Annotated in this window: 22 protein-coding genes; 15 read left to right on the forward strand and 7 right to left on the reverse strand. The window is 62.9% G+C overall.

Annotated features, from left to right (window positions below; genetic code table 11):
- Window positions 1-145: 145 nt before the first annotated feature.
- The gene (locus ABIE20_RS21425) at window positions 146-1,642 is read right to left on the reverse strand and encodes a histidine kinase (protein ID WP_429507173.1); all 1,497 of its coding nucleotides are present in this window, start codon (window positions 1,640-1,642) and stop codon (window positions 146-148) included.
- Window positions 1,643-1,777: 135 nt separating this feature from the next.
- Between ABIE20_RS21425 and serB the strand changes: the two genes are divergently transcribed.
- Complete coding sequence (gene serB / locus ABIE20_RS21430) at window positions 1,778-2,992, forward strand: phosphoserine phosphatase SerB (RefSeq protein WP_429507175.1); 1,215 nt, start codon at window positions 1,778-1,780, stop codon at window positions 2,990-2,992.
- An 84-nt stretch (window positions 2,993-3,076) separates the two neighbouring features.
- Here serB and asd read toward each other — a convergent pair whose 3' ends face one another.
- Genes asd through ABIE20_RS21445 form a run of 3 tightly spaced genes read right to left on the reverse strand, consistent with a single transcriptional unit; the run spans window position 3,077 to window position 6,341 of the window.
- Entirely contained in the window at window positions 3,077-3,940 is an 864-nt protein-coding gene (gene asd, locus ABIE20_RS21435; protein WP_038997462.1) for an archaetidylserine decarboxylase, read from the reverse strand.
- A 9-nt stretch (window positions 3,941-3,949) separates the two neighbouring features.
- On the reverse strand, window positions 3,950-4,759 hold the full coding sequence (locus ABIE20_RS21440; protein ID WP_045193748.1) for a rhodanese-like domain-containing protein: 810 nt from the start codon (window positions 4,757-4,759) through the stop codon (window positions 3,950-3,952).
- A 46-nt stretch (window positions 4,760-4,805) separates the two neighbouring features.
- Window positions 4,806-6,341 carry an HDOD domain-containing protein gene (locus ABIE20_RS21445; protein ID WP_429507177.1) on the reverse strand — a complete coding sequence of 512 codons (1,536 nt, stop codon included), beginning with the start codon at window positions 6,339-6,341 and terminating at the stop codon, window positions 4,806-4,808.
- A 131-nt stretch (window positions 6,342-6,472) separates the two neighbouring features.
- Between ABIE20_RS21445 and motA the strand changes: the two genes are divergently transcribed.
- Both motA and motB read left to right on the forward strand, forming a co-directional pair.
- On the forward strand, window positions 6,473-7,324 hold the full coding sequence (gene motA / locus ABIE20_RS21450; RefSeq protein ID WP_038997459.1) for a flagellar motor stator protein MotA: 852 nt from the start codon (window positions 6,473-6,475) through the stop codon (window positions 7,322-7,324).
- A 3-nt stretch (window positions 7,325-7,327) separates the two neighbouring features.
- On the forward strand, window positions 7,328-8,350 hold the full coding sequence (motB, locus tag ABIE20_RS21455; protein WP_429507179.1) for a flagellar motor protein MotB: 1,023 nt from the start codon (window positions 7,328-7,330) through the stop codon (window positions 8,348-8,350).
- 66 nt (window positions 8,351-8,416) lie between these two features.
- Here motB and ABIE20_RS21460 read toward each other — a convergent pair whose 3' ends face one another.
- Entirely contained in the window at window positions 8,417-8,899 is a 483-nt protein-coding gene (locus ABIE20_RS21460; protein WP_429507181.1) for a TIR domain-containing protein, read from the reverse strand.
- A gap of 257 nt (window positions 8,900-9,156) precedes the next feature.
- A complete protein-coding gene (gene rsgA / locus ABIE20_RS21465; protein ID WP_429507183.1) occupies window positions 9,157-10,188 on the reverse strand; it encodes a small ribosomal subunit biogenesis GTPase RsgA in 1,032 nt (343 codons plus the stop codon).
- A gap of 91 nt (window positions 10,189-10,279) precedes the next feature.
- On the opposite strand from rsgA, the gene orn reads away from it, so the two are divergent.
- Both orn and ABIE20_RS21475 read left to right on the forward strand, forming a co-directional pair.
- Complete coding sequence (gene orn / locus ABIE20_RS21470; RefSeq protein WP_429507184.1) at window positions 10,280-10,822, forward strand: oligoribonuclease; 543 nt, start codon at window positions 10,280-10,282, stop codon at window positions 10,820-10,822.
- Window positions 10,823-10,922: 100 nt separating this feature from the next.
- Complete coding sequence (locus ABIE20_RS21475) at window positions 10,923-11,534, forward strand: trimeric intracellular cation channel family protein (protein ID WP_038997454.1); 612 nt, start codon at window positions 10,923-10,925, stop codon at window positions 11,532-11,534.
- A gap of 32 nt (window positions 11,535-11,566) precedes the next feature.
- Here the strand turns inward: ABIE20_RS21475 and queG are convergent, their stop codons facing one another.
- Window positions 11,567-12,667: a tRNA epoxyqueuosine(34) reductase QueG gene (queG, locus tag ABIE20_RS21480; protein ID WP_429507186.1), complete on the reverse strand. Its 1,101-nt coding sequence runs from the start codon at window positions 12,665-12,667 to the stop codon at window positions 11,567-11,569.
- A gap of 62 nt (window positions 12,668-12,729) precedes the next feature.
- On the opposite strand from queG, the gene ABIE20_RS21485 reads away from it, so the two are divergent.
- The 10 genes from ABIE20_RS21485 to ABIE20_RS21530 all read left to right on the forward strand — a co-directional run bounded on the left by ABIE20_RS21485 (window position 12,730) and on the right by ABIE20_RS21530 (window position 23,610).
- Complete coding sequence (locus ABIE20_RS21485; protein ID WP_429507188.1) at window positions 12,730-13,590, forward strand: NAD(P)H-hydrate dehydratase; 861 nt, start codon at window positions 12,730-12,732, stop codon at window positions 13,588-13,590.
- Complete coding sequence (tsaE, locus tag ABIE20_RS21490; RefSeq protein WP_429507190.1) at window positions 13,578-14,048, forward strand: tRNA (adenosine(37)-N6)-threonylcarbamoyltransferase complex ATPase subunit type 1 TsaE; 471 nt, start codon at window positions 13,578-13,580, stop codon at window positions 14,046-14,048. The genes ABIE20_RS21485 and tsaE overlap by 13 nt, the downstream gene beginning before the upstream one ends.
- Window positions 14,049-14,051: 3 nt before the next feature.
- Complete coding sequence (locus tag ABIE20_RS21495; protein WP_429507192.1) at window positions 14,052-15,476, forward strand: N-acetylmuramoyl-L-alanine amidase; 1,425 nt, start codon at window positions 14,052-14,054, stop codon at window positions 15,474-15,476.
- Window positions 15,473-17,374, forward strand: coding sequence for a DNA mismatch repair endonuclease MutL (gene mutL / locus ABIE20_RS21500; RefSeq protein WP_429507193.1), 1,902 nt, complete (start codon window positions 15,473-15,475; stop codon window positions 17,372-17,374). Before ABIE20_RS21495 ends, mutL begins: the two co-directional genes overlap by 4 nt.
- A gap of 1 nt (window position 17,375) precedes the next feature.
- Complete coding sequence (gene miaA / locus ABIE20_RS21505) at window positions 17,376-18,347, forward strand: tRNA (adenosine(37)-N6)-dimethylallyltransferase MiaA (RefSeq protein WP_429507195.1); 972 nt, start codon at window positions 17,376-17,378, stop codon at window positions 18,345-18,347.
- A gap of 96 nt (window positions 18,348-18,443) precedes the next feature.
- A complete protein-coding gene (gene hfq, locus ABIE20_RS21510) occupies window positions 18,444-18,704 on the forward strand; it encodes an RNA chaperone Hfq (protein WP_010221594.1) in 261 nt (86 codons plus the stop codon).
- A 12-nt stretch (window positions 18,705-18,716) separates the two neighbouring features.
- Window positions 18,717-20,018, forward strand: a complete 1,302-nt coding sequence (gene hflX, locus ABIE20_RS21515) for a ribosome rescue GTPase HflX (RefSeq protein ID WP_010221595.1) — start codon at window positions 18,717-18,719, stop codon at window positions 20,016-20,018.
- A gap of 96 nt (window positions 20,019-20,114) precedes the next feature.
- Window positions 20,115-21,278 carry an FtsH protease activity modulator HflK gene (gene hflK / locus ABIE20_RS21520; RefSeq protein WP_401288438.1) on the forward strand — a complete coding sequence of 388 codons (1,164 nt, stop codon included), beginning with the start codon at window positions 20,115-20,117 and terminating at the stop codon, window positions 21,276-21,278.
- Complete coding sequence (hflC, locus tag ABIE20_RS21525; protein ID WP_123564951.1) at window positions 21,278-22,147, forward strand: protease modulator HflC; 870 nt, start codon at window positions 21,278-21,280, stop codon at window positions 22,145-22,147. Before hflK ends, hflC begins: the two co-directional genes overlap by 1 nt.
- Window positions 22,148-22,422: 275 nt before the next feature.
- Window positions 22,423-23,610 carry an ATP phosphoribosyltransferase regulatory subunit gene (locus ABIE20_RS21530; protein WP_429507198.1) on the forward strand — a complete coding sequence of 396 codons (1,188 nt, stop codon included), beginning with the start codon at window positions 22,423-22,425 and terminating at the stop codon, window positions 23,608-23,610.
- Window positions 23,611-23,656 lie beyond the last annotated feature (46 nt).

Consider the following 23,656-nt stretch of genomic DNA (forward strand, 5'->3'; position numbering starts at 1 on the left):
AAAGTAGGCCGCCGTAAAGGCGGAAGGGGCCAGCAGCAGCCCCACACTGAATGGATAAACTCGCAGCCTCAACATCCCAACCCGGGATTCCGTGAAGAGCCATAAGAAAGCCCGCATCACTGCGGGCTTTTGGTCTGCCAAGGGGTCAGCTCTTGACCCGGCGCTCATGCATCCGCGCCAGTTGCCGCTCCAACATCGACGGGTACGGCTCCATCAGGCGCTCGACACAGCAGGCGCCCTCAGGGCTGGCGATCGGGCGAATGCGCGCACGCTGGCGTACCAGGGCGTCGTCGCTGATTTTGCGCTCGACCAGCAGCAGGTTGCGGCTGTGCTGCGACAGGGCCAGGGCGTCCTGGGCCTTTTCGGTCAGCAGCAGGTCGATCTGGCTCAGGCCGTGCAAGTCTTCACCCAGGGCCAGGCCTAGTTGCAGCTGCAGGGTGATGCCGCTGTCGGCCACTTCGATCTGCAGTTCATGGCCCAGGGCACGCAGCAGCTCGCCACAGCAGATGGCATTGGTGAGGTAGTCCTCGCCGCTGTCCTGGCTGTGGAACAACAGCAAGGTGCTGCCGTCGTTGAGGGTATGCACTTCGCTTTCATACAGCGAGGCCGCCTGGTCGAGGCAGTCGCGGTAGCGTTCCAGCAGCTCGGTCAGGCGCGTGCGCGGCAGGCGTCGCAGTTGCTCCTGGGAACCCAGTTGTACCGCCAGCACAGCGCTGGCCTGTGGCTCGCGGTTGACCGGGGTTGCCGGGGCTGGGGCGGGGCTGTCGTCTTCGTCGAGCAGGTTGGCGAAGGCATCATCGCTGTCGTCGTCCGCTACGGTTTTTACCGGCTTCACCGGCTTGGTCACGGCAGGCTGTTCGTCGAAGCTCGGATCGCGCAGGTTACGCACTTCGAATTCCGCCTCATCCTCGTCAAAGGACTCTTCTTCTTCCGGCTCGATTTCCCGTGGCGGCGGGGCCAGGCGGGTGTGCAACTGGCGCGCCAGGTCGCCGATTTCATCCTGGCGCTCGACGGCCGGGGTGAACTCGTTGATGTCGCGCAGCCAGACGCGCAGTTGCAACAGCGGCGTGGAAATGTAGCGACCCAGGCGCAGGCTCATGGCCAAGGCCAGGGCCAGCAGGATACCGGCGAGGATGCCCATGCTCTGCAGGCTGATGGTCAGCGGCTGCTGGAACTGGCTCATGTCCAGGCTGATGCGCAGTTGTCCGGCGGTCACGTCCTGGAAGGTGATCTTGGTCTGGTACAGGCCCTCGGCTTCGCCCAGCAGGCCGTTTTTCGGGCGCTGGCCAGCTTCGGCAAGGATCCGGTTGTCGACGCTGTAGATCGCCGCATGGGCCACCAGCGGGTTCTTCACCAGGTTGCCGAGCAGCACGTTAAGGCTGAGGATGTCGTTGGACACCAGCAGCTCGGTGGCCGAGGTGGCGGTCTGGGTGGTCAGGCTCTGCCCCAGGGCATCGGCCTGCTCATGCATGGCTTCCTTGAACTGCAGGCCCATCACGCAGGCGTAGATCACCAGCGCCAGTGCCACCAGGAACACGTTATGGCAGGCGATACGCAGCGCCAGCGGTATTCGGCGTTGGCGCAGGGCGTGGAAGATCAGCAGGAAGAAGTTGTCGGTCTTAACGGGCGTGGGCCGGTTCACAGAGCGCGGCTCTTTATGTCGGAGAAGTTGCTGCGCAGTATAGCGAGCGCTCAGGGGCGGGCAAAGTATCGACTGCGCCCGATGGTCAGCGAAAATCGGTAGAATGCGCTTTTTTTCAACGAGTCGGAGCCCGTCTTGCGCGAAATCGTTCTGATTAACATCACCGGTGAAGACCGTCCGGGTCTCACCGCGGCCATCACCGGCGTTCTGGCCCAGGGTGGTGTGAACATCCTCGACATCGGTCAGGCGGTGATCCACGACACCCTGTCCTTTGGCATCCTGGTCGAAATTCCGGATACCGAGAAGGCGTCCGCGGTGCTCAAGAACATCCTGTTTGCGGGCAACGAACTCGACCAGCAGGTACGGTTTACTCCGGTTTCCGAAGCCGACTACCAGAATTGGGTCGAAGGCCAGGGCAAGCCCCGGCACATTGTTACCCTGCTGACTCGTCGGGTGACTGCCGAGCAACTGCAGCGGGTCAGTTCGATCACCGCCAAGTACGGGCTGAACATCGACCATATCGATCGCCTGTCGGGCCGTGTCGCGCTGGACACACCGGCCGAACAGAGCAAGGGCTGCATCGAGTTCTCGGTACGTGGCGAGCCGGCTGATCCGCAAGCCCTGCGCGCCGAGTTCCTCAGCGTTGCCCAGGAGCTGAACGTCGACATCGCCTTCCAGCAGGATTCGCTGTTCCGTCGCAACCGCCGCCTGGCGGTGTTCGACATGGACTCGACACTGATCGAAGCCGAAGTGATCGACGAGCTGGCCAAGGCTGCCGGTGTCGGTGAGCAGGTATCGGAAATCACCGAGCGGGCCATGCGTGGCGAGCTGGATTTCCGTGCCAGCTTCAAGGAGCGCCTGGCGCTGCTCAAGGACCTGGACGTTGGCGTGCTGGACCAGATCGGTGCGTCGCTGCGCCTGACCGAAGGCGCCGAAACGCTGTTCGCCGAACTCAAGCGCCTGGGTTACAAGACCGCCATCCTCTCCGGTGGCTTCACCTACTTTGCCAAGCAGCTGCAAGCCAAGCTGGGCATCGACTACGTGTTCGCCAACGAGCTGGAAGTGGTGGATGGCAAGGTGACCGGCGTGGCGGTCGAGCCGATCGTCGACGCCCAGCGCAAGGCTGACCTGCTGGGTGAGCTGGCGCGCAAGGAAGGCTTGCAGATGGAGCAGACCATTGCCGTCGGCGATGGCGCCAACGACCTGCCGATGCTGGCGATTGCCGGCCTGGGCGTGGCGTTCCGGGCCAAGCCGCTGGTCAAGCAGTCGGCCAAGCAGGCAATCTCGACCCTGGGCCTCGATGGTGTGCTTTACCTGCTGGGTTTTCGCGATCGCGACGGTCGCGTCTGAGTAAATGGCTGCTTGCGGCCCATCGCTGGCAAGCCAGCTCCCACAGGTACAAAAAAGCCCGCATCGCTGCGGGCTTTTTCATTTTCAGGCCTGTGCCGGCAGTGCCAGGCGCTCGCCCATGCTTACTGCAGAGCCGGCGCCGAGCTCTTCGGCCCATTTCACCTGCTCTGGCCCGAACAGTACGACAGCTGTCGAACCCAGTTTGAAACGGCCAAGCTCCGCGCCTTTTTCCAGATGGATCGGCGCACGACTGGCTTCGTCGTAGCGCACAGTCTTCAGTTCACGCTTGGGTGGCGTTACCAGGCCGGCCCAGACGGTTTCGATCGAGGCGACGATCATCGCGCCGACCAGCACCACGGCCATCGGCCCGCGCTCGGTGTCGAACAGGCAGACAACGCGCTCGTTACGGGCGAACAGCTCCGGAACGTTTTCGGCAGTGGTCTGGTTGACCGAGAACAACCGGCCCGGCACGTAGATCATCTCGCGCAGGGTGCCGGCCAGCGGCATGTGCACGCGGTGGTAGTCCTTGGGCGACAGGTAGATGGTTGCGAACTGGCCACCCATGAACGGCGCGGCATTGGCCGGATCGCCTCCCAGCAGCTCGAGGGCGCTGAAACTGTGGCCCTTGGCCTGGAAGATGCGGCCGTGCTCGATCGGGCCGAGCTGGCTGACGGCGCCGTCTGCCGGGCAGAGGATTGCCCCCGGGGTTTCGTCCAGCGGGCGCGCGCCCGGCTTGAGGGCGCGGGTGAAGAAGGCGTTGAAGTGCTCGTAGGCGGTGACGTCTTCGACCAGGGCCTGGGACATGTCCACCTGGTAGCGCTTGGCGAACCAGCTGGTGAAGGCGTTCTTGAACCAGCGCACACGGCATTCGGCGATGCAGCCGGCCAGGCGCGAGAGCAGGTGATGGGGCAGCAGGTACTGGCTGATGATGAACAAGCGGGATTTCATTAGGTTTCCTTAAACTTCAACAGGGGTGTCGGGGTGGTTGCCCCATTCGCCCCAGGATCCGGCGTAGGCTTTGACCCGAGGGTAGCCCAGATGCTTGGCCACCAGGTAGGTAAAGCCGGAACGGTGGTGAGTCTGGCAGTGGGTGACCACTTCCTTGTCTTTGCTGATGCCCAGCTGCTCGAGGATCTCGGGCATGTCCTTGCGAATGCGCTGGTGATCGTTCAGGTCCATGCCGGCGGTCCATTCGAAATTGACTGCGCCGGGAATGTGCCCGCCCTTGGCTGCGAGAACTTTCTCGCCGCGGTATTCGGCCGGGCTGCGCGCGTCCCAGATCGCCAGGTCGGCAGCGCCGAGGCGGCTTTGCAGGTATTCGCGGGTGGCCGTAGGCTCTTCGTGCAGGGTCAGGTTGACCGTGCCGCTGGCAGCGTCGGGTACTTCAGTGCTGAGGTTGCTCGCTGGCCACGCGTGGACGCCGCCGTTGAGGTAGTGGTAACGCGAGTGACCGATTACATCCAGTAACCAGATGAAGCGCCCGGCCCAGCCGCCGCCCTCGTCGTCATAGACCACATAGACCGCATTGGCGTTATGGCCGAGCTCGGCGAAGAGTTTTTCCAGGTCGGCCTTGGCCGGCAACAGGCCCGGCGCAGGAGGCTGGCCTAGCTGGGTGCGCTTGAAGTCGACGAAGCGCGCTCCCGGAATATGCCCGCTGGCATAGCGGTTGGGGCTGGTCAGGTCGACCAGGATCAACTCTGGCGCATCCAGGCGGGTTAGCAGGTCTGCCGGCTCGATAACCAGGGGCAAGCCAGAAAAGTCAGTCATCCAGAGTCTCCAGAGCGGAACAGAGGGGGCGATTGTAGCGCATGGCTCAGGCGCTGCGGTTGCTGAAGGCGGTCAGGGCCCGCTCGATGCATTGCGCGGTTTTGCCGAAGGCTTGCACGCTGACGTCCGCCAACGGCTTGCCGCCCTGGTCGGCGACCAGCAGCATGACCACCCGGCCATTGCTCGACAGCGAGCGCAGCAGCACGTGCTCGCTGCGAAACAGGGCGCGCAGGCTGGGCGGCAGCAGGGCCGAGAACTGCGCGTGGTTTTCCGGGGTCAGGCGCAGTTGCGCCGCTTTGCTCAGCAGGCGTTGCAGCAATTTGCTCTGGTCGATGGGCAATACCAGGCTGGCCGCTTCGGCAGGAATACCGGCAATCTGGTGAACCCGCAGCTGGCTCAGGGTCTTGTCGGTCATCAGCAGCATCACCCGCTGCATGCCGCAGGCGACCAGCGCGTCGCGGGCCAAAGTCGTCAGGTGGATGGCATTGCTGAACGGGCTGGGCTCGGTCAGCAGCTCACCGCAGAGTTTGCGCCAGGCGCCCAGGGCCTGGGCCGAAGGCGTTGGCGGAGCGATCTTGCCTTGATGCAGGCGTTGCTGGTGCCAGGGCCAGAGCAGCGCCTCGGCCGGGTGGAACAGGCCGGGGCAGGCGTGATGGCGGGCGCTGATCGTAGCTTGCTGGTGCACCAGTTGCTGGACATCGTCCAGCGGGGTTTGCAGATACAGGCTGGTCAGCAATTGCCAGCGCTGCACATGCGGATTGGTCCAGCCGACTTGTGAGGCCAGGGCCAGGCCGTTGGCCAGCAGCACGGTATTGGCCGGCTGGTTGAACCAGCGGCGCAGGCTCGGTTGATCGTCCAGGCGTTGTTGCTGGTGCAGGCTGTCCTGGTCGCGGGCGATGAGGATCGCCTGGGCCAGCAGCCGGCGTTCTTCCTGAAGTAAATGGTAACCACGCGTTACCCAGTCCGGCAGGCGCCAGTGTTCGGCCAACGCCTTGCACAGGCTCATGGCCCGTACACCGAACAGCTCTTTTTCCACCCGCAGTGCCGATTCACCTTTGTGCACCACGCGCAGCTCCCATTCATCAAGGAGCTTGGGGTGGGTCAGCGCCAGGGGCCAGAGCGGGGACAGGAACAGCAAGCTACCCCAGTGGATTTCCTGCCACAGCCGCGCCAGGCGGCTGGCGAACAGGCCGTTGGCCTGCTGGCTGGCGTGCTGGCTGACCATCTGCAACTGGCGCAAGGTCGGGGCAATTTCGGCTTCCGGTAGCGCCGGCAGACGCTCCAGCAGCTCTGCGGTACGCGTCAGCCCCAGGCGGTTGAGGGCGATCTCCAGGCTCTCGGCCGGCTCGCCCTGGCCGGTGTTGCTGTGGTGGTTGGCCTCGCGCATGACGCTGAGCACCAGTGCGGGGCTGTCCTGCATCAGTTCGGCGATGTCGCGCAACGAGCGGCGGCTGTCGCCGATGGCGGCTTTTACCCGTTCGTAGCTGGCCAGCGGAACCGGCAGGCGCACGCTATCGAGGAGCTTGACCCAGGCATCGAGTGTTTTTGGTGTTTGACTTGGTACGATGGTTTCAATAGGCATGCTGGAGGTAGGCCGAACTGGCTTTTCGCCTTGACTGACTATAGTCTGGCGCAGTTCTGCCGATAAGTAGAAGAAGAGTTTTTTTAACTTCCGCTCACGACCCTGACCACGACAGTAAGTGCTTTCTATCTATGGCTAAAATTATCGGCATCATCGTCGTATTCGCGAGTGTGCTCGGCGGATATGTACTTTCCCACGGCAAGATTGCGGCCCTGATCCAGCCTTTTGAAGTGCTGATCATCGGTGGTGCTGCTTTCGGTGCGTTCCTACAGGCCAACCCTGGTTACATGACCATGCATGTAATCAAGAAGTCGCTGAAAATGTTCGGCACGCGCTTTACCCACACCTTCTATATCGAGGTGCTGGGCCTGGTCTACGAGATTCTCAACAAATCCCGTCGCGAAGGCATGATGGCGATCGAAGCCGATATCGAAGACGCCGCTGCCAGCCCGATTTTCGCCAAGTACCCGGCGGTACTGGGTGACGAGCGCATGACCGCGTTCATCTGTGACTACCTGCGCATCATGTCCACCGGCAACATGGCCCCGCACGAGCTCGAGGGTCTGTTCGACATGGAACTGCTGAGCATGAAGGAAGAACTCGAGCACCCGTCCCATGCCGTGACCGGCATCGCCGACGGCATGCCCGGCTTTGGTATCGTCGCCGCGGTACTGGGGATCGTGGTGACCATGGCCTCGCTGGGCGATGGCGACCAGAAGTCGATCGGCCTGCACGTCGGTGCGGCGCTGGTCGGTACCTTCTTCGGTATTCTCGCCGCCTACGGTTTCTTCGGCCCGCTGGCCACTTCCCTGCGCCATGACGCCAAGGAAGAGCTGAACGTCTACGAGGCAATCAAGGCCTCGCTGGTGGCTTCGGCCTCGGGCATGCCGCCATCGCTGGCCGTGGAATTCGGGCGCAAGGTGCTGTTCCCGGCCCACCGCCCGAGCTTCGCCGAGCTGGAACAAGCAGTTCGCGGTCGCTAAGCCATGGAGAACAATCAGCCCATTATCGTCAAGCGCATCAAGCGCTTTGGCGACGGCCACCACGGTGGTGCCTGGAAGATTGCCTTCGCCGACTTCGCCACGGCGATGATGGCGTTCTTCCTGGTGCTGTGGCTGCTGTCGACGGCCACCCCGGAGCAGAAGATCGCCATTGCCGGCTACTTCAAGGATCCGATCGGCTTTTCCGAAAGCGGCACGCCGTACATCATCGACCTGGGCGGTTCGCCTCAGCTCGCCCCGGAAAAGACCATCAACCCGGAAGAAAAGTCCGAGCCAACGCCTGAATCCAGCATCCCGATCGACCAGAACACGGTCGAGAGCATGGCCGAGCAGGTTGAGCGCGAGCGCCTGGAGTTGCTCCTGCAAGAGCTGCAGAACAAAGTCGAAGAGAACCCGCAACTGCAGAAGTTCAAAGACCAGATCCTCTTCGAGATCACCCAGGACGGCCTGCGCATCCAGATCATGGACGCCGAGAACCGGCCGATGTTCGACCTTGGCAGCGCGCGTTTGCAGCCGTATTTCGAGGACATCCTGCTGGCCATGGCCGACACCATCAAGGCGGTGCCGAACAAGATCAGCATCAGTGGCCATACTGATGCCAAGCCGTATTCCGGTACCGGTGACTTCGGCAACTGGGAACTGTCGGCCAACCGTGCCAATGCCGCCCGTCGCGCGCTGGTCGCCGGTGGCTACCCGGATACCCAGGTGGCACGGGTGGTCGGTTATGCCTCGTCGTCGCTGTTCGACCGGCAAAATCCGCTCAACCCGGTCAACCGCAGGATCGACATCATCGTGCTGACCAAGAAGGCCCAGCGCACCATCGAAGGCGAGCAAACCCAGCCCGCTGCGCCTGATGCCGCTCAACCTGGCGCTGCGGCGCCGGCACCGGGGGCAACGCCAGAGCAGGCTCCGGCGGCTGAGCCGGAGCCGATGCAGCCACGGGAGTTGCGGCAGAAGCTGAACATCTTCGAAGACGGTGTATTGAAGATGGACGAGAACAAGCAGTAAGCCTGCTTGCTAAACAAAACGCCCGTGCGCAGCGATGCCCACGGGCGTTTTGTTTGGCGCTACAGGCTAGAAACCACGGCGGATCTTGGCCTTGAGGTCGGCATGGAAGAAGTCGGCGTTGGAGCGGTTGGTGGCGTTGGCCTCGCAGGCTTCGCTGTCGATCGCGCGTTTGAAGGTCTGCTCGTCATGGTAGGCGCGCACGTACAGGTCGATGTGCTCGCGGTTGTTCATGGTTGGCCACTTCTCCAGATACCCCGGCAGCGTGGCCTCGCCACACTGGTAAAAGGCTACCCGGCGATTGACCAGGGTGGCGGCGCCAAGCTGGAAGGGCACCCACCAGGCCTCGGCGGTTTCCGGCGCGAGCACGGCAATCAGGTGGGTACACTGGCTGATATTGCGGCGAATGATGCCGCTGATATCGTCGGTAGTCTGCTGTGCCTCACTGTCGAACAGGTCCAGTTGGGTATTGATGCCTTCGAGCTTGAGCCGTTCATTAATGATGAAGGCTTCCAGGCGTTCGCTGTGGCGATAGCTGATAAAGACTGGCATCAGAAGTGCCCTCCCACGCTGGAGGGAGTGGCATTGATGCGTAAAAGCTGAATTGTCATGGTTGATTCCTTTCATACGCAGGGCATGGGTCGATTCGCTTCATGGCGGCGAATCTTGAAAGGTGACAATCAGCGAAAGTCTTTCGCACAGCAAGGTACGACCAGCAAAGCAGATGCTTCCCGCTTTGCTGGGTAATAAATCCTACGGATGCGTCCTACTTTGAACCGTTTGAGGCCCGTTTCCGGGCCTCAGATGTTTCAGTAAGTGTCTTGCGGCAGGCTGGCGATGATCGAGCGGTAGCTGTTCATCCGTTGCTGCTGTACGCGGCCGTCTTCCAGGGCCTTGAGCAGTGCACAACCGGGCTCGCGGTCATGCTTGCAGTCGCGGAAGCGGCAGGTACCGATCAGGTCGGTGAACTCGATGAAGCCCGCTTCGACGTCGGCGCGGCTGACGTGGCCCAGGCCGAACTCACGGATACCCGGTGAGTCGATTAGCTCGCCGCCACCAGGGAAGTGGTAGAGACGGGCGGTGGTGGTGGTGTGGGTGCCCTGCCCGGACCATTCCGACAGATCGCCGACGCGGGTCTGTACCTCGGGCAGCAGGCTGTTGACCAGCGACGACTTGCCAACCCCGGACTGACCGACAAACACGCTGATATGCCCGTCCAGCTGGGCCTGCAATTGCTCCATGCCGTTGCCGTGGTGCGCCGACACTTCCAGCAGCGGGTATCCGAGCTGGCGGTACACCGCCAGCAATGCATTAAGCGCCGGAGCGTTCTGCTCGTCGATCAGGTCGGCCTTGTTCAGCAGCAGCAAGGGGCGGATGCCGGCATGCTCGGCCGCGACCAGGTAGCGGTCGATCAGGTTGGCATGGGGTTCCGGGGCCGGGGCGAAGACGATCACGATCAGGTCGACGTTGGCCGCTACCGGCTTGAGCTGGCCGCGGCTGTCGGGCCGGCACAGCTCGGTGTGACGCGGCATCTGCGCGACGATCACGCCAATGCCCTGGTTGCCGGCGCGCCAGACTACCTTGTCACCGGTCACCAGTGCCGGCAGGTTGGCCCGCAGGTGGCAACGGAACACCTGGCCGGCAACGTCGCCGTCCTGGGCTTCGACTTCGACCTGCACGCCAAAGTGAGCGATGACCAGGCCCATTTGCTCCGGGCCGAGGTCACCGCCTTCGAGCTCCTTCAGGGTCTGTTGTTCGCGTTTGGCGGCGCGGGCAGCGCGTTCACCCTGGATTTTTTCGATGCGCCAGTTCTGGCGTCGATTGAGCTGGCGTTTGGCCATGAAGGTTCCGTGTTCGGGAGGCAATATTTAACCGCGGGGAGTTTAGCACGCTCCACTAGGCTAAACTGCGCACCTACCGAGGAGCAGAATCATGCAGAACCCACAGAACCTGATCTGGATCGACCTGGAAATGACCGGTCTGGATCCGGATCAAGACGTCATTATCGAAATGGCCACTATCGTCACCGACAGCGACCTCAACACCCTGGCCGAAGGCCCGGTGATCGCCATTCACCACAGTGACGAAGTGCTGGCGCGCATGGACGAGTGGAACACCCGCACCCACGGCGCCTCCGGGCTGACCCAGCGGGTCAAGGACAGCAAGGTCAGCATGGCCGAAGCCGAGGCACAGACCATCGCCTTCCTGGAACAGTGGGTACCGAAGGGCAAGTCGCCGATCTGTGGCAACAGCATCTGCCAGGACCGCCGTTTCCTTTATCGCCACATGCGCAGCCTGGAAAACTACTTCCACTACCGCAACCTCGACGTCTCGACCCTCAAGGAGCTGGCCGCGCGCTGGGCCCCTGAAGTGCGTGACAGTTTCAAGAAGGGCGGCACCCACCTGGCGCTGGACGATATCCGCGAGTCGATCAACGAACTGCGCCACTACCGTCAGCACTTCATCAAGTTCTGATCGCAGCGCCGCCGGCTTGTACAGACAATCCGCGCGGCGCCCCCTTTTGGTGCCTGTGGCAACTGGTTAGACTGCGCGCCCCATTGCACGGATCTGCGCCATGTTGTTGATGCTCTACCTCATTGCTATCACCGCCGAAGCCATGACTGGCGCGTTGTCTGCCGGGCGTCGCGGCATGGACTGGTTTGGTGTGGTGCTGATCGCCTGCATCACCGCCCTGGGGGGTGGTTCGGTGCGCGACGTGTTGCTGGGGCATTACCCGCTGACCTGGGTCAAGCACCCGGAATACCTGGTGCTGACCAGTTTCGCGGCATTGATGACCATCTTCATCGCGCCCTTGATGCGCCACCTGCGCTCGCTGTTCCTGGTGCTCGATGCCCTCGGGCTGGTGGCCTTTACCCTGATTGGCTGCATGACCGCGCTGGAAATGGGCCAGGGCATGCTGGTGGCATCGATCAGCGGGGTGATTACCGGGGTGTTCGGCGGGATTCTCCGGGATATCTTCTGTAACGATATTCCGCTGATCTTCCGTCGGGAGCTGTATGCCAGTGTGTCGTTCGCCGCGGCCTGGTTTTACCTGGGCTGCGTGTACTTCAATGTGCCAGGCGAGCAAGCAATTTTGCTGACCCTGTTTGGCGGTTTCCTGCTACGCCTGCTGGCGATTCGTTTCCACTGGGAAATGCCCAAGTTTCATTACAACGACGAGCATTGAGTCGATAATCGTATCGCGGGGCAAGCCCGCTCCTACAGGCCGGGGCTAATCCCTGTGGGAGCGGGCTTGCCCCGCGAAAAGTGCTGCGCCAGCGCCCACTGCACATGCTCACGTACCAGTTCCGACGGGTACTCCTGCCGCGCTTTGAGCGCCTCCAACACCTGGACAGTCGACGGCGCATTGCCAAGCCCCACCGCCAGGTTGCGCAGCCAGCGCTCATAACCGGCACGGCGTAGTGGTGAGCCTTCAGTGCTGTCGAGGAAAGTCTGCTCATCCCACATGAACAGCTCGGCAAGCCCGGCACTGTCGAGATTGTGCCGGGGCTTGAAGTCGTTTTCGCCGGTCGGTCGGGCGAAACGGTTCCACGGGCAGACGATCTGGCAGTCATCGCAGCCAAATACCCGATTGCCGATCAACGGGCGCAGATCCTCCGGGATCGCGCTTTTCAGTTCGATGGTCAGGTATGAGATACAGCGCCGGGCATCGAGCACATAGGGGCCGACAAAGGCCTGGGTCGGGCAGATGTCCAGGCAGGCGCTGCAGCGGCCGCAGTGTTCACTGGCCTGCGGCGGGTCGACCGGCAGCGGCATGTCGACAAACAGCTCGGCAAGAAAGAAGTAACTGCCGGCCTTGCGATTGAGCAGCAGGGTATTCTTGCCGATCCAGCCCAGGCCTGCCTGCTCGGCAATGGCCTTTTCCAGCACCGGGGCACTGTCGACAAAGGCTCGAAAACCGAACGGGCCGATGTCTTTCTGGATACGTTCAGCCAGGTGCTGCACGCGTTTGCGCACCAGCTTGTGGTAATCGCGGCCCAGGGCGTAGCGAGAGATGTAGGCTTTCTCAGGTTGCGCCAGCTGCTGGGCCATGCGCGTATCGCCGGGCAGGTAGTCCATGCGCAGCGACACCACGCGCAAGGTGCCGGGCACCAGCTCATCCGGGTGCGAGCGCTTGCTGCCGTGGGCGCCCATGTAGTCCATTTCACCGTGGTAGCCCGCCTCGAGCCAGCGTTCCAGGTGTTTTTCGTGCTCGCCCAGGTCCACCCCGGTGATGCCGACGTGGGCAAAACCGAGCTCTCGGCCCCAATCCTTGATCGATTGGGCCAGCGCAGGTAGATCGGGGGCAGAAGCAGACATGGGAATAAGGCAATACGGACTCAGGTGCGTATAATTCTGCCAGACATCAGAGCCTTTGACCCATGCCTCAGACCAAACACCCCGCAAACGAGCCCCATCGGCTCACCAGCGTCACCCTTGCACCCCTGGCGCCGCGTCCTGCTGACGCTCACAAGGGCGACTTCGGCCATGTGCTGGTGATCGGTGGTGATCGCGGCACTGGCGGCGCCGTGCTGCTCAGCGCCGAAGCGGCGTTGCGCTGCGGCGCCGGCCTGGTATCGCTGGTCAGCCGGCCTGAGCATGTGCCTGCGGCCATGGCCCGCCTGCCCGAGGTGATGAGCCTGGGCGTGCATTCGGCTAACCAGCTGATGGCGCCGATCGAGCGGGCCTCGGTGCTGGTGGCAGGTCCAGGCCTGGGTCAGGCGGCCTGGGGGCGCAGCCTGTTGTCGGCGGTGGCCAGCAGCCAGCTGCCTCAAGTGTGGGACGCCGATGCCCTCAACCTGCTGGCGCGCCAACCCTTGCCGTTGCCCAAGGGCAGCATCATTACCCCGCACCCGGGCGAAGCCGCGCGCCTGCTTGGCGTATCGACCGAAGCGGTGCAGGCCGACCGGCCCGGCGCGACGCGTAAACTCGCGCGCAAATACGCGGTCGTATGCGTGCTCAAGGGCGCCGGCACCCTGGTCGCCGATCCGGCCGGGCAACTGGCGCTGTGCTCGCGCGGCCATCCGGCCATGGCCGGCGCCGGCCTCGGCGATGTGCTCAGCGGCGTGCTCGGCGCCTTGCTGGCCCAGGGCATGTCGGCCTGGGACGCGGCCTGCCTGGGCGTCTGGCTGCATGCCTGCGCCGGCGAGCGCCTGGGTGGGCAAGGCCGTGGCCTGGCGGCCAGCGACATGGTCCCGGCAATTCGTCAGTTATTGGAGGAGCATTCAGCGTGTCTGGCATAACCCTGTTTTTGGCCGATGAAGAGGCCATGGTGGATTTGGGCAAGCGTATTGCCGAAGCGACCAAAGGCCACGGTGTGATTTTTCTTGAGGGGGACCTGGGGGCCGGCAAGACCACCCTGTCGCGTGGCATTATTCGTGGTCTCGGGCACCAAGGTGCGGTAAAGAGTCCTACCTTTACCGTGGTTGAGCCTTACGAGATTGGCGACATTCGCGCCTTCCACTTCGACCTCTATCGACTGGTCGATCCGGAGGAACTGGAATTCATGGGTATCCGCGATTACTTCGAAGATGACGCCCTGTGCCTGTTCGAATGGCCGCAAAAAGGGGCGGGCATTTTGCCAAAGCCCGACCTGACCATTACCATAAGCCCCCAGGCGGGCGGTCGTTCGCTCAACCTGTCGCCGCAGGGGGCACGTGGCGAAGCCTGGTGTGCCGCTCTGGCCTTGGAATTCAAATAGAAAATGGGGATAGGTATGCGCATTCGCGCACTGGTTTCTGTCGTAGGACTGCTGCTTACGGTAGTGACCGTTGACGCTCTGGCCGTCACGCAAGTCAAAAGTATGCGTTTATGGCGAGCGCCGGATAACACACGGCTGGTCTTCGACCTCTCTGGCCCTGTGCAGCACAGCGTGTTTACCCTGACCGCCCCGGATCGTCTGGTGATCGACATCAATGGCGCGACCCTGGCTGCGCCGTTGTCGGTGTCCACCTCCAATACCCCGATTACCAGCGTGCGCTCGGCGCAGCGTACGCCGACCGACCTGCGTGTGGTGGTTGACCTGAAAAAGTCGGTGACGCCCAAGAGTTTCACCCTGGCACCCAATGCCCAGTACGGCAACCGCCTGGTAGTCGACCTGTTCGACCAGGAGGCCGATGCCGCGCCGCCACCGCCCACTCCGCCGGTGGCAACTACACCTGCGGTGCCGGTTACTCCGGCGCAACCGGCGATCAAGCTGACCCCGGTGCCCAATGGCAAGCGTGACATCGTCATCGCCATCGACGCCGGTCACGGTGGTGAAGACCCGGGTGCCTCCGGTTCGCGCGGCCAGCATGAAAAAGACATCGTCCTGGCCATCGCCAAGGAACTGCAGCGCCAGATCAATACCGAGAAGGGCTTTCGCGCCGAGCTGACCCGTACCGGTGACTATTTCATCCCGCTGCGCAAACGCACCGAGATTGCCCGCAAGAAGGGCGCTGACCTGTTCATCTCGATCCACGCTGACGCCGCACCGTCCAAGGCCGCCTTCGGTGCCTCGGTGTTCGCCCTGTCCGATCGCGGCGCCACCTCGGAAACCGCGCGCTGGCTGGCCGATAGCGAAAACCGCTCCGACCTGATCGGTGGCGCCGGCAACGTCAGCCTCGATGACAAGGACCGCATGCTTGCCGGTGTGCTGCTCGACCTGTCGATGACCGCTTCACTGAGTTCCAGCCTCAACGTCGGCCAGAAGGTCTTGGGCAACATGGGCCGCATCACTCCGCTGCACAAACAGCGTGTGGAGCAAGCCGGGTTCATGGTGCTGAAGTCGCCGGACATCCCGTCGATCCTGGTGGAAACCGGCTTTATCTCCAACGCCAACGAGGCGGCCAAGCTGGCCACCCCGAGCCACCAGCAGTCGCTGGCGCGTTCGATTCACAGTGGCGTACGCCAGTTCTTCCAGCAGAACCCGCCGCCGGGCACCTATGTGGCCTGGCTGCGTGACAGCGGCAAGATCGCCCAGGGCCCGCGCGAGCACTCGGTGCGTCCGGGCGAGACCCTGGCGATGATCGCCGTGCGTTATCAGGTCAGCGTCGCCAGCCTGCGCAGCGCCAACAGCCTGAAAACCGATGAGCTGAAAGTCGGCCAGCACCTGAACATCCCGACCACGGCACTGGCGGCCCAGCAATGAGCAGCAGTGCCCGGATCGAGCTGCTAAGCCCGCGGCTGGCCAACCAGATTGCCGCCGGTGAGGTGGTCGAACGTCCGGCGTCGGTGATCAAGGAACTGCTGGAAAACAGCCTCGATTCCGGCGCCAAGCGCATCGATGTCGAGGTCGAGCAGGGCGGGGTCAAGTTGCTGCGCGTGCGCGACGACGGTGGTGGTATCGCCGCCGACGACCTGCCGCTGGCCCTGGCCCGCCACGCCACCAGCAAGATCCGCGACCTTGAAGACCTCGAGCGGGTCATGAGCCTGGGTTTTCGTGGTGAAGCCCTGGCGTCGATCAGCTCGGTCGCCCGCCTGACCCTGACCTCGCGTACCCGCGACGCCGAACAGGCCTGGCAGGTGGAAACCGAGGGCCGCGACATGGCCCCGCGGGTGCAGCCGGCGGCGCATCCGGTCGGCACTTCGGTGGAAGTGCGCGACCTGTTTTTCAATACCCCGGCCCGGCGCAAGTTCCTCAAGACCGAGAAAACCGAATTCGATCACCTGCAGGAAGTGATCCGCCGGCTGGCGCTGGCGCGCTTCGACGTGGGCTTTCACCTGCGCCACAATGGCAAGAGCATCCTCAGCCTGCATGAAGCCCATGACGATACTGCGCGCGCTCGCCGCGTCGCGGCGATCTGCGGCCCGGGCTTCCTCGAGCAGGCGCTGCCGATCGAGGTCGAGCGCAACGGCCTGCACCTGTGGGGGTGGGTTGGGTTGCCGACCTTCTCGCGCAGCCAGGCCGACCTGCAGTACTTCTTCGTCAACGGCCGCGCCGTGCGCGACAAGCTGGTTGCCCACGCCGTGCGCCAGGCCTACCGTGACGTGCTGTTCAATGGCCGGCACCCGACCTTCGTGCTGTTTTTCGAGGTCGACCCCACCGGTGTCGACGTCAACGTGCACCCGACCAAGCACGAAGTACGCTTTCGTGACGGGCGCATGGTCCATGATTTTCTGTACGGCACCTTGCACCGTGCCCTGGCCGATGTACGCCCGGAAGACCAACTGACCGCGCCCGCTGGCACCAGCGAGATCACCCGCCCGAGCGGCATCCAGGCCGGTGAATTCGGCCCCCAGGGCGAGATGCGCCTGGCCGCCAATTTGCTTGAGCAGCCACCCGCCGAGCCGGGCTTGCGCCCGTCTGTAGGCAGCAATGGCAGCGGCGCCGGTTATCAATACCAGTACACACCAAGGCCGACCCAGGCATTGCCTGCGGCTGAGGCCCAGGGCGTGTACCGGGAGTTTTTTGCGCCGCTGGCCGAGGCGGCGCCAGTTGCCTTGCCCGAAGGCCAGGGCGACATCCCGCCACTGGGCTACGCCCTGGCCCAGCTCAAGGGCATCTATATCCTCGCTGAAAACGCTGTCGGCCTGGTGCTGGTGGACATGCACGCCGCCCATGAGCGGATCATGTACGAGCGCCTCAAGGTGGCCATGGCCAGCGAAGGTCTCAGCGGCCAGCCGCTACTGGTGCCCGAATCCCTGGCCTTGAGCCAGCGCGAAGCCGATTGCGCCGAAGAACACGCCGAGTGGTTCCAGCGCCTGGGCTTCGAGCTGCAGCGCCTGGGCCCGGAAAGCCTGGCGATCCGGCAGATTCCGGCGCTGCTCAAGCAGGCCGAGGCCAACCGCCTGGTCCAGGATGTTCTGGCCGACCTGATGGAGTACGGCACCAGCGACCGCATTCAGGCGCACCTGAACGAACTGCTCGGGACCATGGCCTGCCACGGCGCGATCCGCGCCAACCGGCGCCTGGCCATAGCTGAAATGAACGGCCTGCTGCGTGATATGGAAAACACCGAGCGCAGCGGTCAATGCAACCATGGCCGACCGACCTGGACCCAGATGGGCCTGGACGATCTGGACAAACTGTTCCTGCGCGGTCGATGACATGAGCGCCAACCCCCCCGCGATATTCCTGATGGGCCCGACGGCGGCGGGCAAGACCGACCTTGCCATCGAGCTGACCAAGGTGTTGCCGTGCGAGCTGATCAGTGTCGACTCGGCGCTGGTCTACCGTGGCATGGACATCGGCAGCGCCAAGCCGTCGAAAGACATCCTCGCCGCCCATCCGCACCGGCTGATCGACATTCTCGATCCGGCCGAAAGCTATTCGGCTGCCGATTTTCGTCGTGATGCGCTGGAGGCCATGGCCGAGATCACCGCGCGCGGCAAGATTCCGCTGCTGGTCGGCGGCACCATGCTTTATTACAAGGCGTTGCTCGAAGGCCTGGCGGACATGCCGGCGGCAGACCCGCAGGTGCGAGCCGAACTCGAGGACGAGGTCCAGCGCCTGGGTTTGCACGCCCTGCACCAGCAACTGGCGGCGGTCGACCCGGAGTCGGCGGCGCGCATTCACCCCAATGACCCGCAACGGCTGATCCGCGCGCTGGAGGTCTACCGGGTGAGCGGCCTGACAATGACGGCACATCGTCAACGTCAATCCGCGCAAAGTAGCGCCGCAGGCGCGTCCGCAACGGGACAATTGCCCTATACTGTCGCCAGCCTGGCCATTGCGCCAACCGATCGGCACATACTGCATGAACGGATTGCGCTACGATTCGGGCAAATGCTGGAACAGGGCTTCGTTGACGAGGTCCGATTGCTGCGAGCCAGAAGTGACTTGCACGCGGGGCTGCCGTCTATACGGGCGGTTGGTTATCGCCAGGTCTGGGATCACCTTGATGGCAAGTTGACTTCAGTTGAAATGCAGGAGCGCGGCATTATTGCCACTCGCCAATTGGCGAAGCGGCAGTTCACCTGGTTGCGTAGTTGGGCTGACCTGCACTGGCTGGATAGCCTTGACTGCGACAATCTGTCTCGCACCTTGAAATACCTTGGATCGGTCTCCATATTGAGCTGAGTCCTTGCAATTGCCGTCTATCCTTGGGGTGGGGCGGCTTGAGCCATCAGTTTTTCTTTGATTTTTTTACTATTGATCCTTACAGGAGTGCGGCATATGTCAAAAGGGCATTCGCTACAAGACCCTTACTTGAATACTTTGAGAAAAGAAAAAGTTGGGGTTTCGATCTATCTGGTTAACGGCATCAAGCTGCAAGGCACGATCGAATCCTTCGACCAGTTCGTGATTCTGCTGAAGAACACCGTCAGCCAGATGGTTTACAAACACGCCATCTCGACAGTTGTCCCTGTGCGTCCGATCCGTCTGCCTAGCGCAACCGAATCCGAGCAAGGCGACGCTGAGCCAGGTAACGCCTGATAGGAGTCTGCTTTGTTCTTTGAGCGCCACGGTGGTGGTGAACGGGCAGTCCTCGTTCACTTGGAAGGTCAGAACCCTGAGGCGCGCGAAGATCCGCAGGAGTTTCAGGAGCTGGCATTGTCGGCTGGGGCCGATATTGTCGCGTTCGCCAATGTGGCGCGACATCAGCCCACCGCCAAATACCTGATTGGCAGCGGCAAGGTCGAAGAGTTACGCGACCTGGTCAACGCCGAACAGGTAGATTTGGTGATTTTCAATCACACCCTCACCCCCAGTCAGGAACGTAACCTCGAACGAGTCTTCGAGTGTCGCGTGCTTGACCGCACCGGTCTGATTCTCGACATCTTCGCCCAGCGGGCGCGTACCCATGAAGGCAAGCTGCAGGTCGAACTGGCCCAGCTCGAGCACATGAGCACGCGGCTGGTGCGCGGCTGGACTCACCTTGAGCGGCAAAAAGGCGGTATCGGCCTGCGCGGCCCGGGTGAAACCCAGCTGGAAACCGACCGCCGCCTGCTGCGGGTACGCCTGCGCCAGATCAAGGCGCGCCTGGAAAAGGTCCGCAGCCAGCGTGAGCAGGCTCGCCGTGGCCGTAAACGGGCAGATATCCCTTCGGTTTCGCTGGTCGGCTATACCAACGCCGGCAAGTCGACCCTGTTCAACGCCCTGACCCAGTCCGAGGTCTACGCCGCCGACCAGTTGTTCGCGACCCTCGACCCGACCCTGCGCCGGCTCGAGCTCGACGACCTCGGGCCGATCGTGCTGGCCGACACCGTGGGCTTCATTCGTCACCTGCCGCACAAGCTGGTCGAGGCATTTCGGGCTACGCTCGAAGAGTCGAGCAACTCCGACCTGCTGCTGCACGTGATCGACGCCCATGAGCCTGAGCGCATGGCGCAGATCGAGCAGGTCATGGCGGTACTGGGAGAGATCGGTGCAGAAGGCTTGCCGATCCTCGAGGTCTATAACAAACTCGACCTGCTTGAAGGCGTCGAGCCGCAGATTCAGCGCGATGCCGATGGCAAGCCGCAACGGGTCTGGGTCTCGGCCCGCGATGGTCGGGGGCTGGAGCTGGTGGGGCAGGCGGTCGCCGAATTGCTGGGGGATGACCTGTTTGTCGGTACCTTGCGCCTTGAACAGCGTTTTGCCCGGCTGCGTGCGCAGTTCTTTGAACTGGGCGCGGTGCAGAGCGAAGAGCATGACGATGAAGGCAGCAGCCTGCTGGCTGTGCGACTGCCGCGGGTGGAGTTGAACCGCCTGGTCAGCCGCGAAGGTTTGCAGCCGCTGGAGTTCATCGAGCAACATACTTTGCAATAAATGCCCGGCGACGCGGTCGGGCAGCCGTGACAGGCATTCTGTAGCATTGGACGGCGCGCCGTGGGCGCGTCTTTGCTTTATCAGATGGAGAGCGCTATGGCTTGGAATGAGCCGGGTGGCAACTCGAACAATCAGGATCCGTGGGGCGGGCGCCGTGGTGGCGACAAGAAAGGGCCGCCGGATCTCGACGAGGCCTTCCGCAAGCTGCAGGACAGCCTGAACGGCATGTTCGGCAGCGGCAAGAAACGCGGTGGTGATGGCGGTATCGGCAAGGGCGGTGGCTTCGGCCTGCTCGGCATCGGTCTCGCCGTGCTTGCAGCTATCTGGCTGTACAGCGCCGTGTACGTGGTCGACGAACAGGAGCAGGCAGTCGTGCTGCGCTTCGGCAAATACTACGAGACCGTAGGGCCGGGCCTGAACATCTACTTCCCGCCGATCGATCGCAAGTACATGGAGAACGTTACCCGCGAACGTGCCTATACCAAGCAGGGGCAGATGCTGACCGAAGACGAGAACATCGTCGAGGTGCCGCTGACCGTGCAGTACAAGATCACCAACCTGCAGGATTTCGTGCTGAACGTCGATCAGCCTGAAGTCAGCCTGCAGCACGCGACCGACAGCGCCCTGCGTCACGTGGTGGGTTCCACCGCGATGGACAAGGTACTGACCGAAGGTCGTGAGCAGATGGCCGTGGAAATCAAGGAGCGCCTGCAGCGTTTCCTCGATACCTACCGTACCGGTATCACTGTCACCCAGGTCAACGTACAGAGCGCGGCAGCCCCGCGTGAAGTGCAGGAAGCCTTCGACGACGTGATCCGTGCCCGTGAAGACGAGCAGCGTGCCCGCAACCAGGCCGAGTCCTACGCCAATGGCGTGGTGCCAGAGGCCCGTGGTCAGGCCCAGCGGATCATCGAGGATGCCAACGGTTACCGCGACGAAGTCGTCTCGCGCGCCAAGGGTGAGGCAGACCGCTTCACCAAGCTGGTTGCCGAGTACCGCAAGGCCCCTGAAGTGACCCGTCAGCGTCTGTACCTGGACACCATGCAGGAAGTCTACAGCAACACCAGCAAGGTCCTGGTCTCCGGCAAGGACGGTCAGAGCAATCTGCTGTACCTGCCGCTCGACAAGATGATCCAGAACAGTGGTTCGCGTAATGCGCCGGCCACCAGTGCGGCGCCTTCGGCCAACGCTGATGCGGCCACCCGTGCGGCGGAACTGCAACAGCAGCAAACACAGTTGCGTACTAGGGAGAGCCGCTGATGAGCAATAAATCGCTGATCGCCCTGATCGTGGCCGTGGTGCTGGGGATCGTGGCCTGGAACAGCTTCTACATCGTGGCCCAGACCGAGCGTGCGGTACTCCTGCAATTTGGTCGTGTGGTCCAGGCTGATGTCCAGCCCGGCCTGCATGTGAAGGTTCCTTACGTCAACCAGGTGCGCAAGTTCGACGCCCGCCTGATGACCCTGGATGCCCCGACCCAGCGCTTCCTGACCCTGGAAAAGAAAGCGGTGATGGTCGACGCCTACGCCAAGTGGCGGGTCAAGGATGCCGAGCGCTTCTACACTGCAACCTCGGGCCTCAAGCAGATTGCCGACGAACGTCTGTCGCGCCGTCTGGAAAGCGGCCTGCGTGACCAGTTCGGTAAACGCACCCTGCACGAAGTGGTCTCCGGTGAACGTGACGCGCTGATGGCTGACATCACTGCCTCTCTGAACCGCATGGCCAGCAAGGAACTGGGTATCGAAGTGGTCGACGTTCGCGTCAAGGCCATCGACCTGCCCAAGGAAGTCAACCGCAGCGTGTTCGAGCGCATGAGCACCGAGCGTGAGCGTGAAGCCCGCGAGCACCGTGCCAAGGGTAACGAGCTGGCTGAAGGCATTCGTGCCGACGCCGATCGTCAGCGCCGGGTTCTGCTGGCCGAAGCCTACCGGGAATCGGAAGAAACCCGCGGTGACGGTGATGCCCAGGCGGCGGCGATCTACGCCAAGGCCTACGGTCAGGACCAGGACTTCTACGCGTTCTATCGCAGCCTCAAGGCTTACCGCGAGAGCTTTGCCGACAAGAGCGACGTTCTGGTGCTCGATCCGAGCAGCGACTTCTTCCGCTTCATGGGCAAGTCCAAGCAGTAGGCATCAACCCCGCCGGGCGGCTAAAACGCCTGGCGGGGTGATCCCGCGAGAAAACGGGTGTATGATGCGGCAGCCGGGAAATTCCCGGCTTTTTTGCGTCTGCAAGATCGAACGGTTCAAACCCGGCTCGGGTCTACAGAGCAGCCCAAGGTATTCGAGGGTATAGGCACGGCGGTAGCGCTGGAATCGGTGCTGCGCGCCATTGTTTGCCGATACCTGCTTCACTCAAGGCTCGCCCACGGGCAAGCCGCCCGGACCATAGGGGAAATGGCGTAATGGCAACGGTAGACCGCTGGCTGCTGCCAGATGGCATCGAAGAAGTACTGCCACCTGAGGCGGCGCGCATCGAGATCGCGCGTCGGCAGGTGTTGGATCTGTTCCAGAGCTGGGGTTATGACTTTGTCGTGACCCCGCATATCGAGTACCTGGAATCGCTGCTCACCGGTGCCGGCCAGGACCTGGACCTGCGGACCTTCAAGGTCATCGACCCGCAATCGGGCCGGCAGATGGGTTTCCGTGCCGACATCACTCCACAGGTTGCGCGCATCGATGCGCATACCCTGCGTCGTGAAGGCCCGAGCCGCCTGTGCTATGCCGGCAGCGTGCTGCACGCCTTGCCGCGGGCGCTGTCGACTTCGCGCAGCCCGATCCAGCTCGGTGCCGAGCTGTACGGCGACGCCAGCCCGGTCAGCGATGTCGAGGTGATCAGCCTGATGCTGGCCATGTTGCAACTGGCCGATGTGCCGGACGTGCACATGGACCTCGGCCATGTCGGTATCTACCGTGGCCTGGCCCGTGCGGCCGGCTTGTCGGGGGCGATCGAGCAGCAGCTGTTCGATGCCCTGCAGCGCAAGGCCGTCGACGAAGTGATCGAGCTGACCGCCAAGCTGCCCGCCGATCTGGCCGGCATGTTGCGCTCGCTCACCGAGCTGTGCGGCGGCCGTGAAGTACTGGCTGAGGCGCGCGTGCGCCTGGGGCGTGCACCGGCTGCGGTACTGGCAGCACTGGATGACTTGATGGCGATCGCCGAGCGGCTGGCCACGCGTTATCCCGAGCTGCCGCTGTATTTTGACCTGGGCGAATTGCGCGGCTACCACTACCACACCGGTGTGGTGTTTGCCGCGTTCGTCCCGGGTGTCGGTCAGTCGATCGCCCAGGGCGGTCGTTACGACGACATCGGAGCGGACTTTGGCCGGGCACGCCCGGCCACCGGTTTCTCCACGGATTTGAAGACCCTGGTCACACTGGGGCGAGCCGAGGTGGTATTGCCGTCTGGCGGGATCTGGATGCCCGACAGCAGCGATGCGGCACTCTGGCAGTTGGTCTGCCAATTGCGCAGTGAAGGTCAGCGGGTGGTTCAGGCCTTGCCTGGTCAGCCATTGACTGCCGCCGACGAGGCGGATTGCGATCGGCAATTGATTCAGCAAAACGGGCTTTGGCAGGTTCTGCCGCTGGCCATTTGAGATTCCCCGCCGGCACGAGCCGGCGCCAAGTTTGCGCGAATGAGGA

This window comes from Pseudomonas sp. 2835 (assembly GCF_050435905.1).
GTDB lineage: Bacteria > Pseudomonadota > Gammaproteobacteria > Pseudomonadales > Pseudomonadaceae > Aquipseudomonas.

Bases quoted from the DNA above. Each gene is read 5' to 3' on its own strand.
- ABIE20_RS21495 (WP_429507192.1), top strand. From the start codon at position 14,052: ATGGGGATAGGTATGCGCATTCGCGCACTGGTTTCTGTCGTAGGACTG.
- ABIE20_RS21440 (WP_045193748.1), bottom strand. From the start codon at position 4,759: ATGACTGACTTTTCTGGCTTGCCCCTGGTTATCGAGCCGGCAGACCTG.
- ABIE20_RS21530 (WP_429507198.1), top strand. From the start codon at position 22,423: ATGGCAACGGTAGACCGCTGGCTGCTGCCAGATGGCATCGAAGAAGTA.
- hflC (WP_123564951.1), top strand. From the start codon at position 21,278: ATGAGCAATAAATCGCTGATCGCCCTGATCGTGGCCGTGGTGCTGGGG.
- motA (WP_038997459.1), top strand. From the start codon at position 6,473: ATGGCTAAAATTATCGGCATCATCGTCGTATTCGCGAGTGTGCTCGGC.
- ABIE20_RS21445 (WP_429507177.1), bottom strand. From the start codon at position 6,341: ATGCCTATTGAAACCATCGTACCAAGTCAAACACCAAAAACACTCGAT.
- motB (WP_429507179.1), top strand. From the start codon at position 7,328: ATGGAGAACAATCAGCCCATTATCGTCAAGCGCATCAAGCGCTTTGGC.
- ABIE20_RS21475 (WP_038997454.1), top strand. From the start codon at position 10,923: ATGTTGTTGATGCTCTACCTCATTGCTATCACCGCCGAAGCCATGACT.
- hfq (WP_010221594.1), top strand. From the start codon at position 18,444: ATGTCAAAAGGGCATTCGCTACAAGACCCTTACTTGAATACTTTGAGA.
- asd (WP_038997462.1), bottom strand. From the start codon at position 3,940: ATGAAATCCCGCTTGTTCATCATCAGCCAGTACCTGCTGCCCCATCAC.
- mutL (WP_429507193.1), top strand. From the start codon at position 15,473: ATGAGCAGCAGTGCCCGGATCGAGCTGCTAAGCCCGCGGCTGGCCAAC.
- ABIE20_RS21485 (WP_429507188.1), top strand. From the start codon at position 12,730: ATGCCTCAGACCAAACACCCCGCAAACGAGCCCCATCGGCTCACCAGC.
- rsgA (WP_429507183.1), bottom strand. From the start codon at position 10,188: ATGGCCAAACGCCAGCTCAATCGACGCCAGAACTGGCGCATCGAAAAA.
- queG (WP_429507186.1), bottom strand. From the start codon at position 12,667: ATGTCTGCTTCTGCCCCCGATCTACCTGCGCTGGCCCAATCGATCAAG.
- miaA (WP_429507195.1), top strand. From the start codon at position 17,376: ATGAGCGCCAACCCCCCCGCGATATTCCTGATGGGCCCGACGGCGGCG.
- hflK (WP_401288438.1), top strand. From the start codon at position 20,115: ATGGCTTGGAATGAGCCGGGTGGCAACTCGAACAATCAGGATCCGTGG.
- orn (WP_429507184.1), top strand. From the start codon at position 10,280: ATGCAGAACCCACAGAACCTGATCTGGATCGACCTGGAAATGACCGGT.
- ABIE20_RS21460 (WP_429507181.1), bottom strand. From the start codon at position 8,899: ATGCCAGTCTTTATCAGCTATCGCCACAGCGAACGCCTGGAAGCCTTC.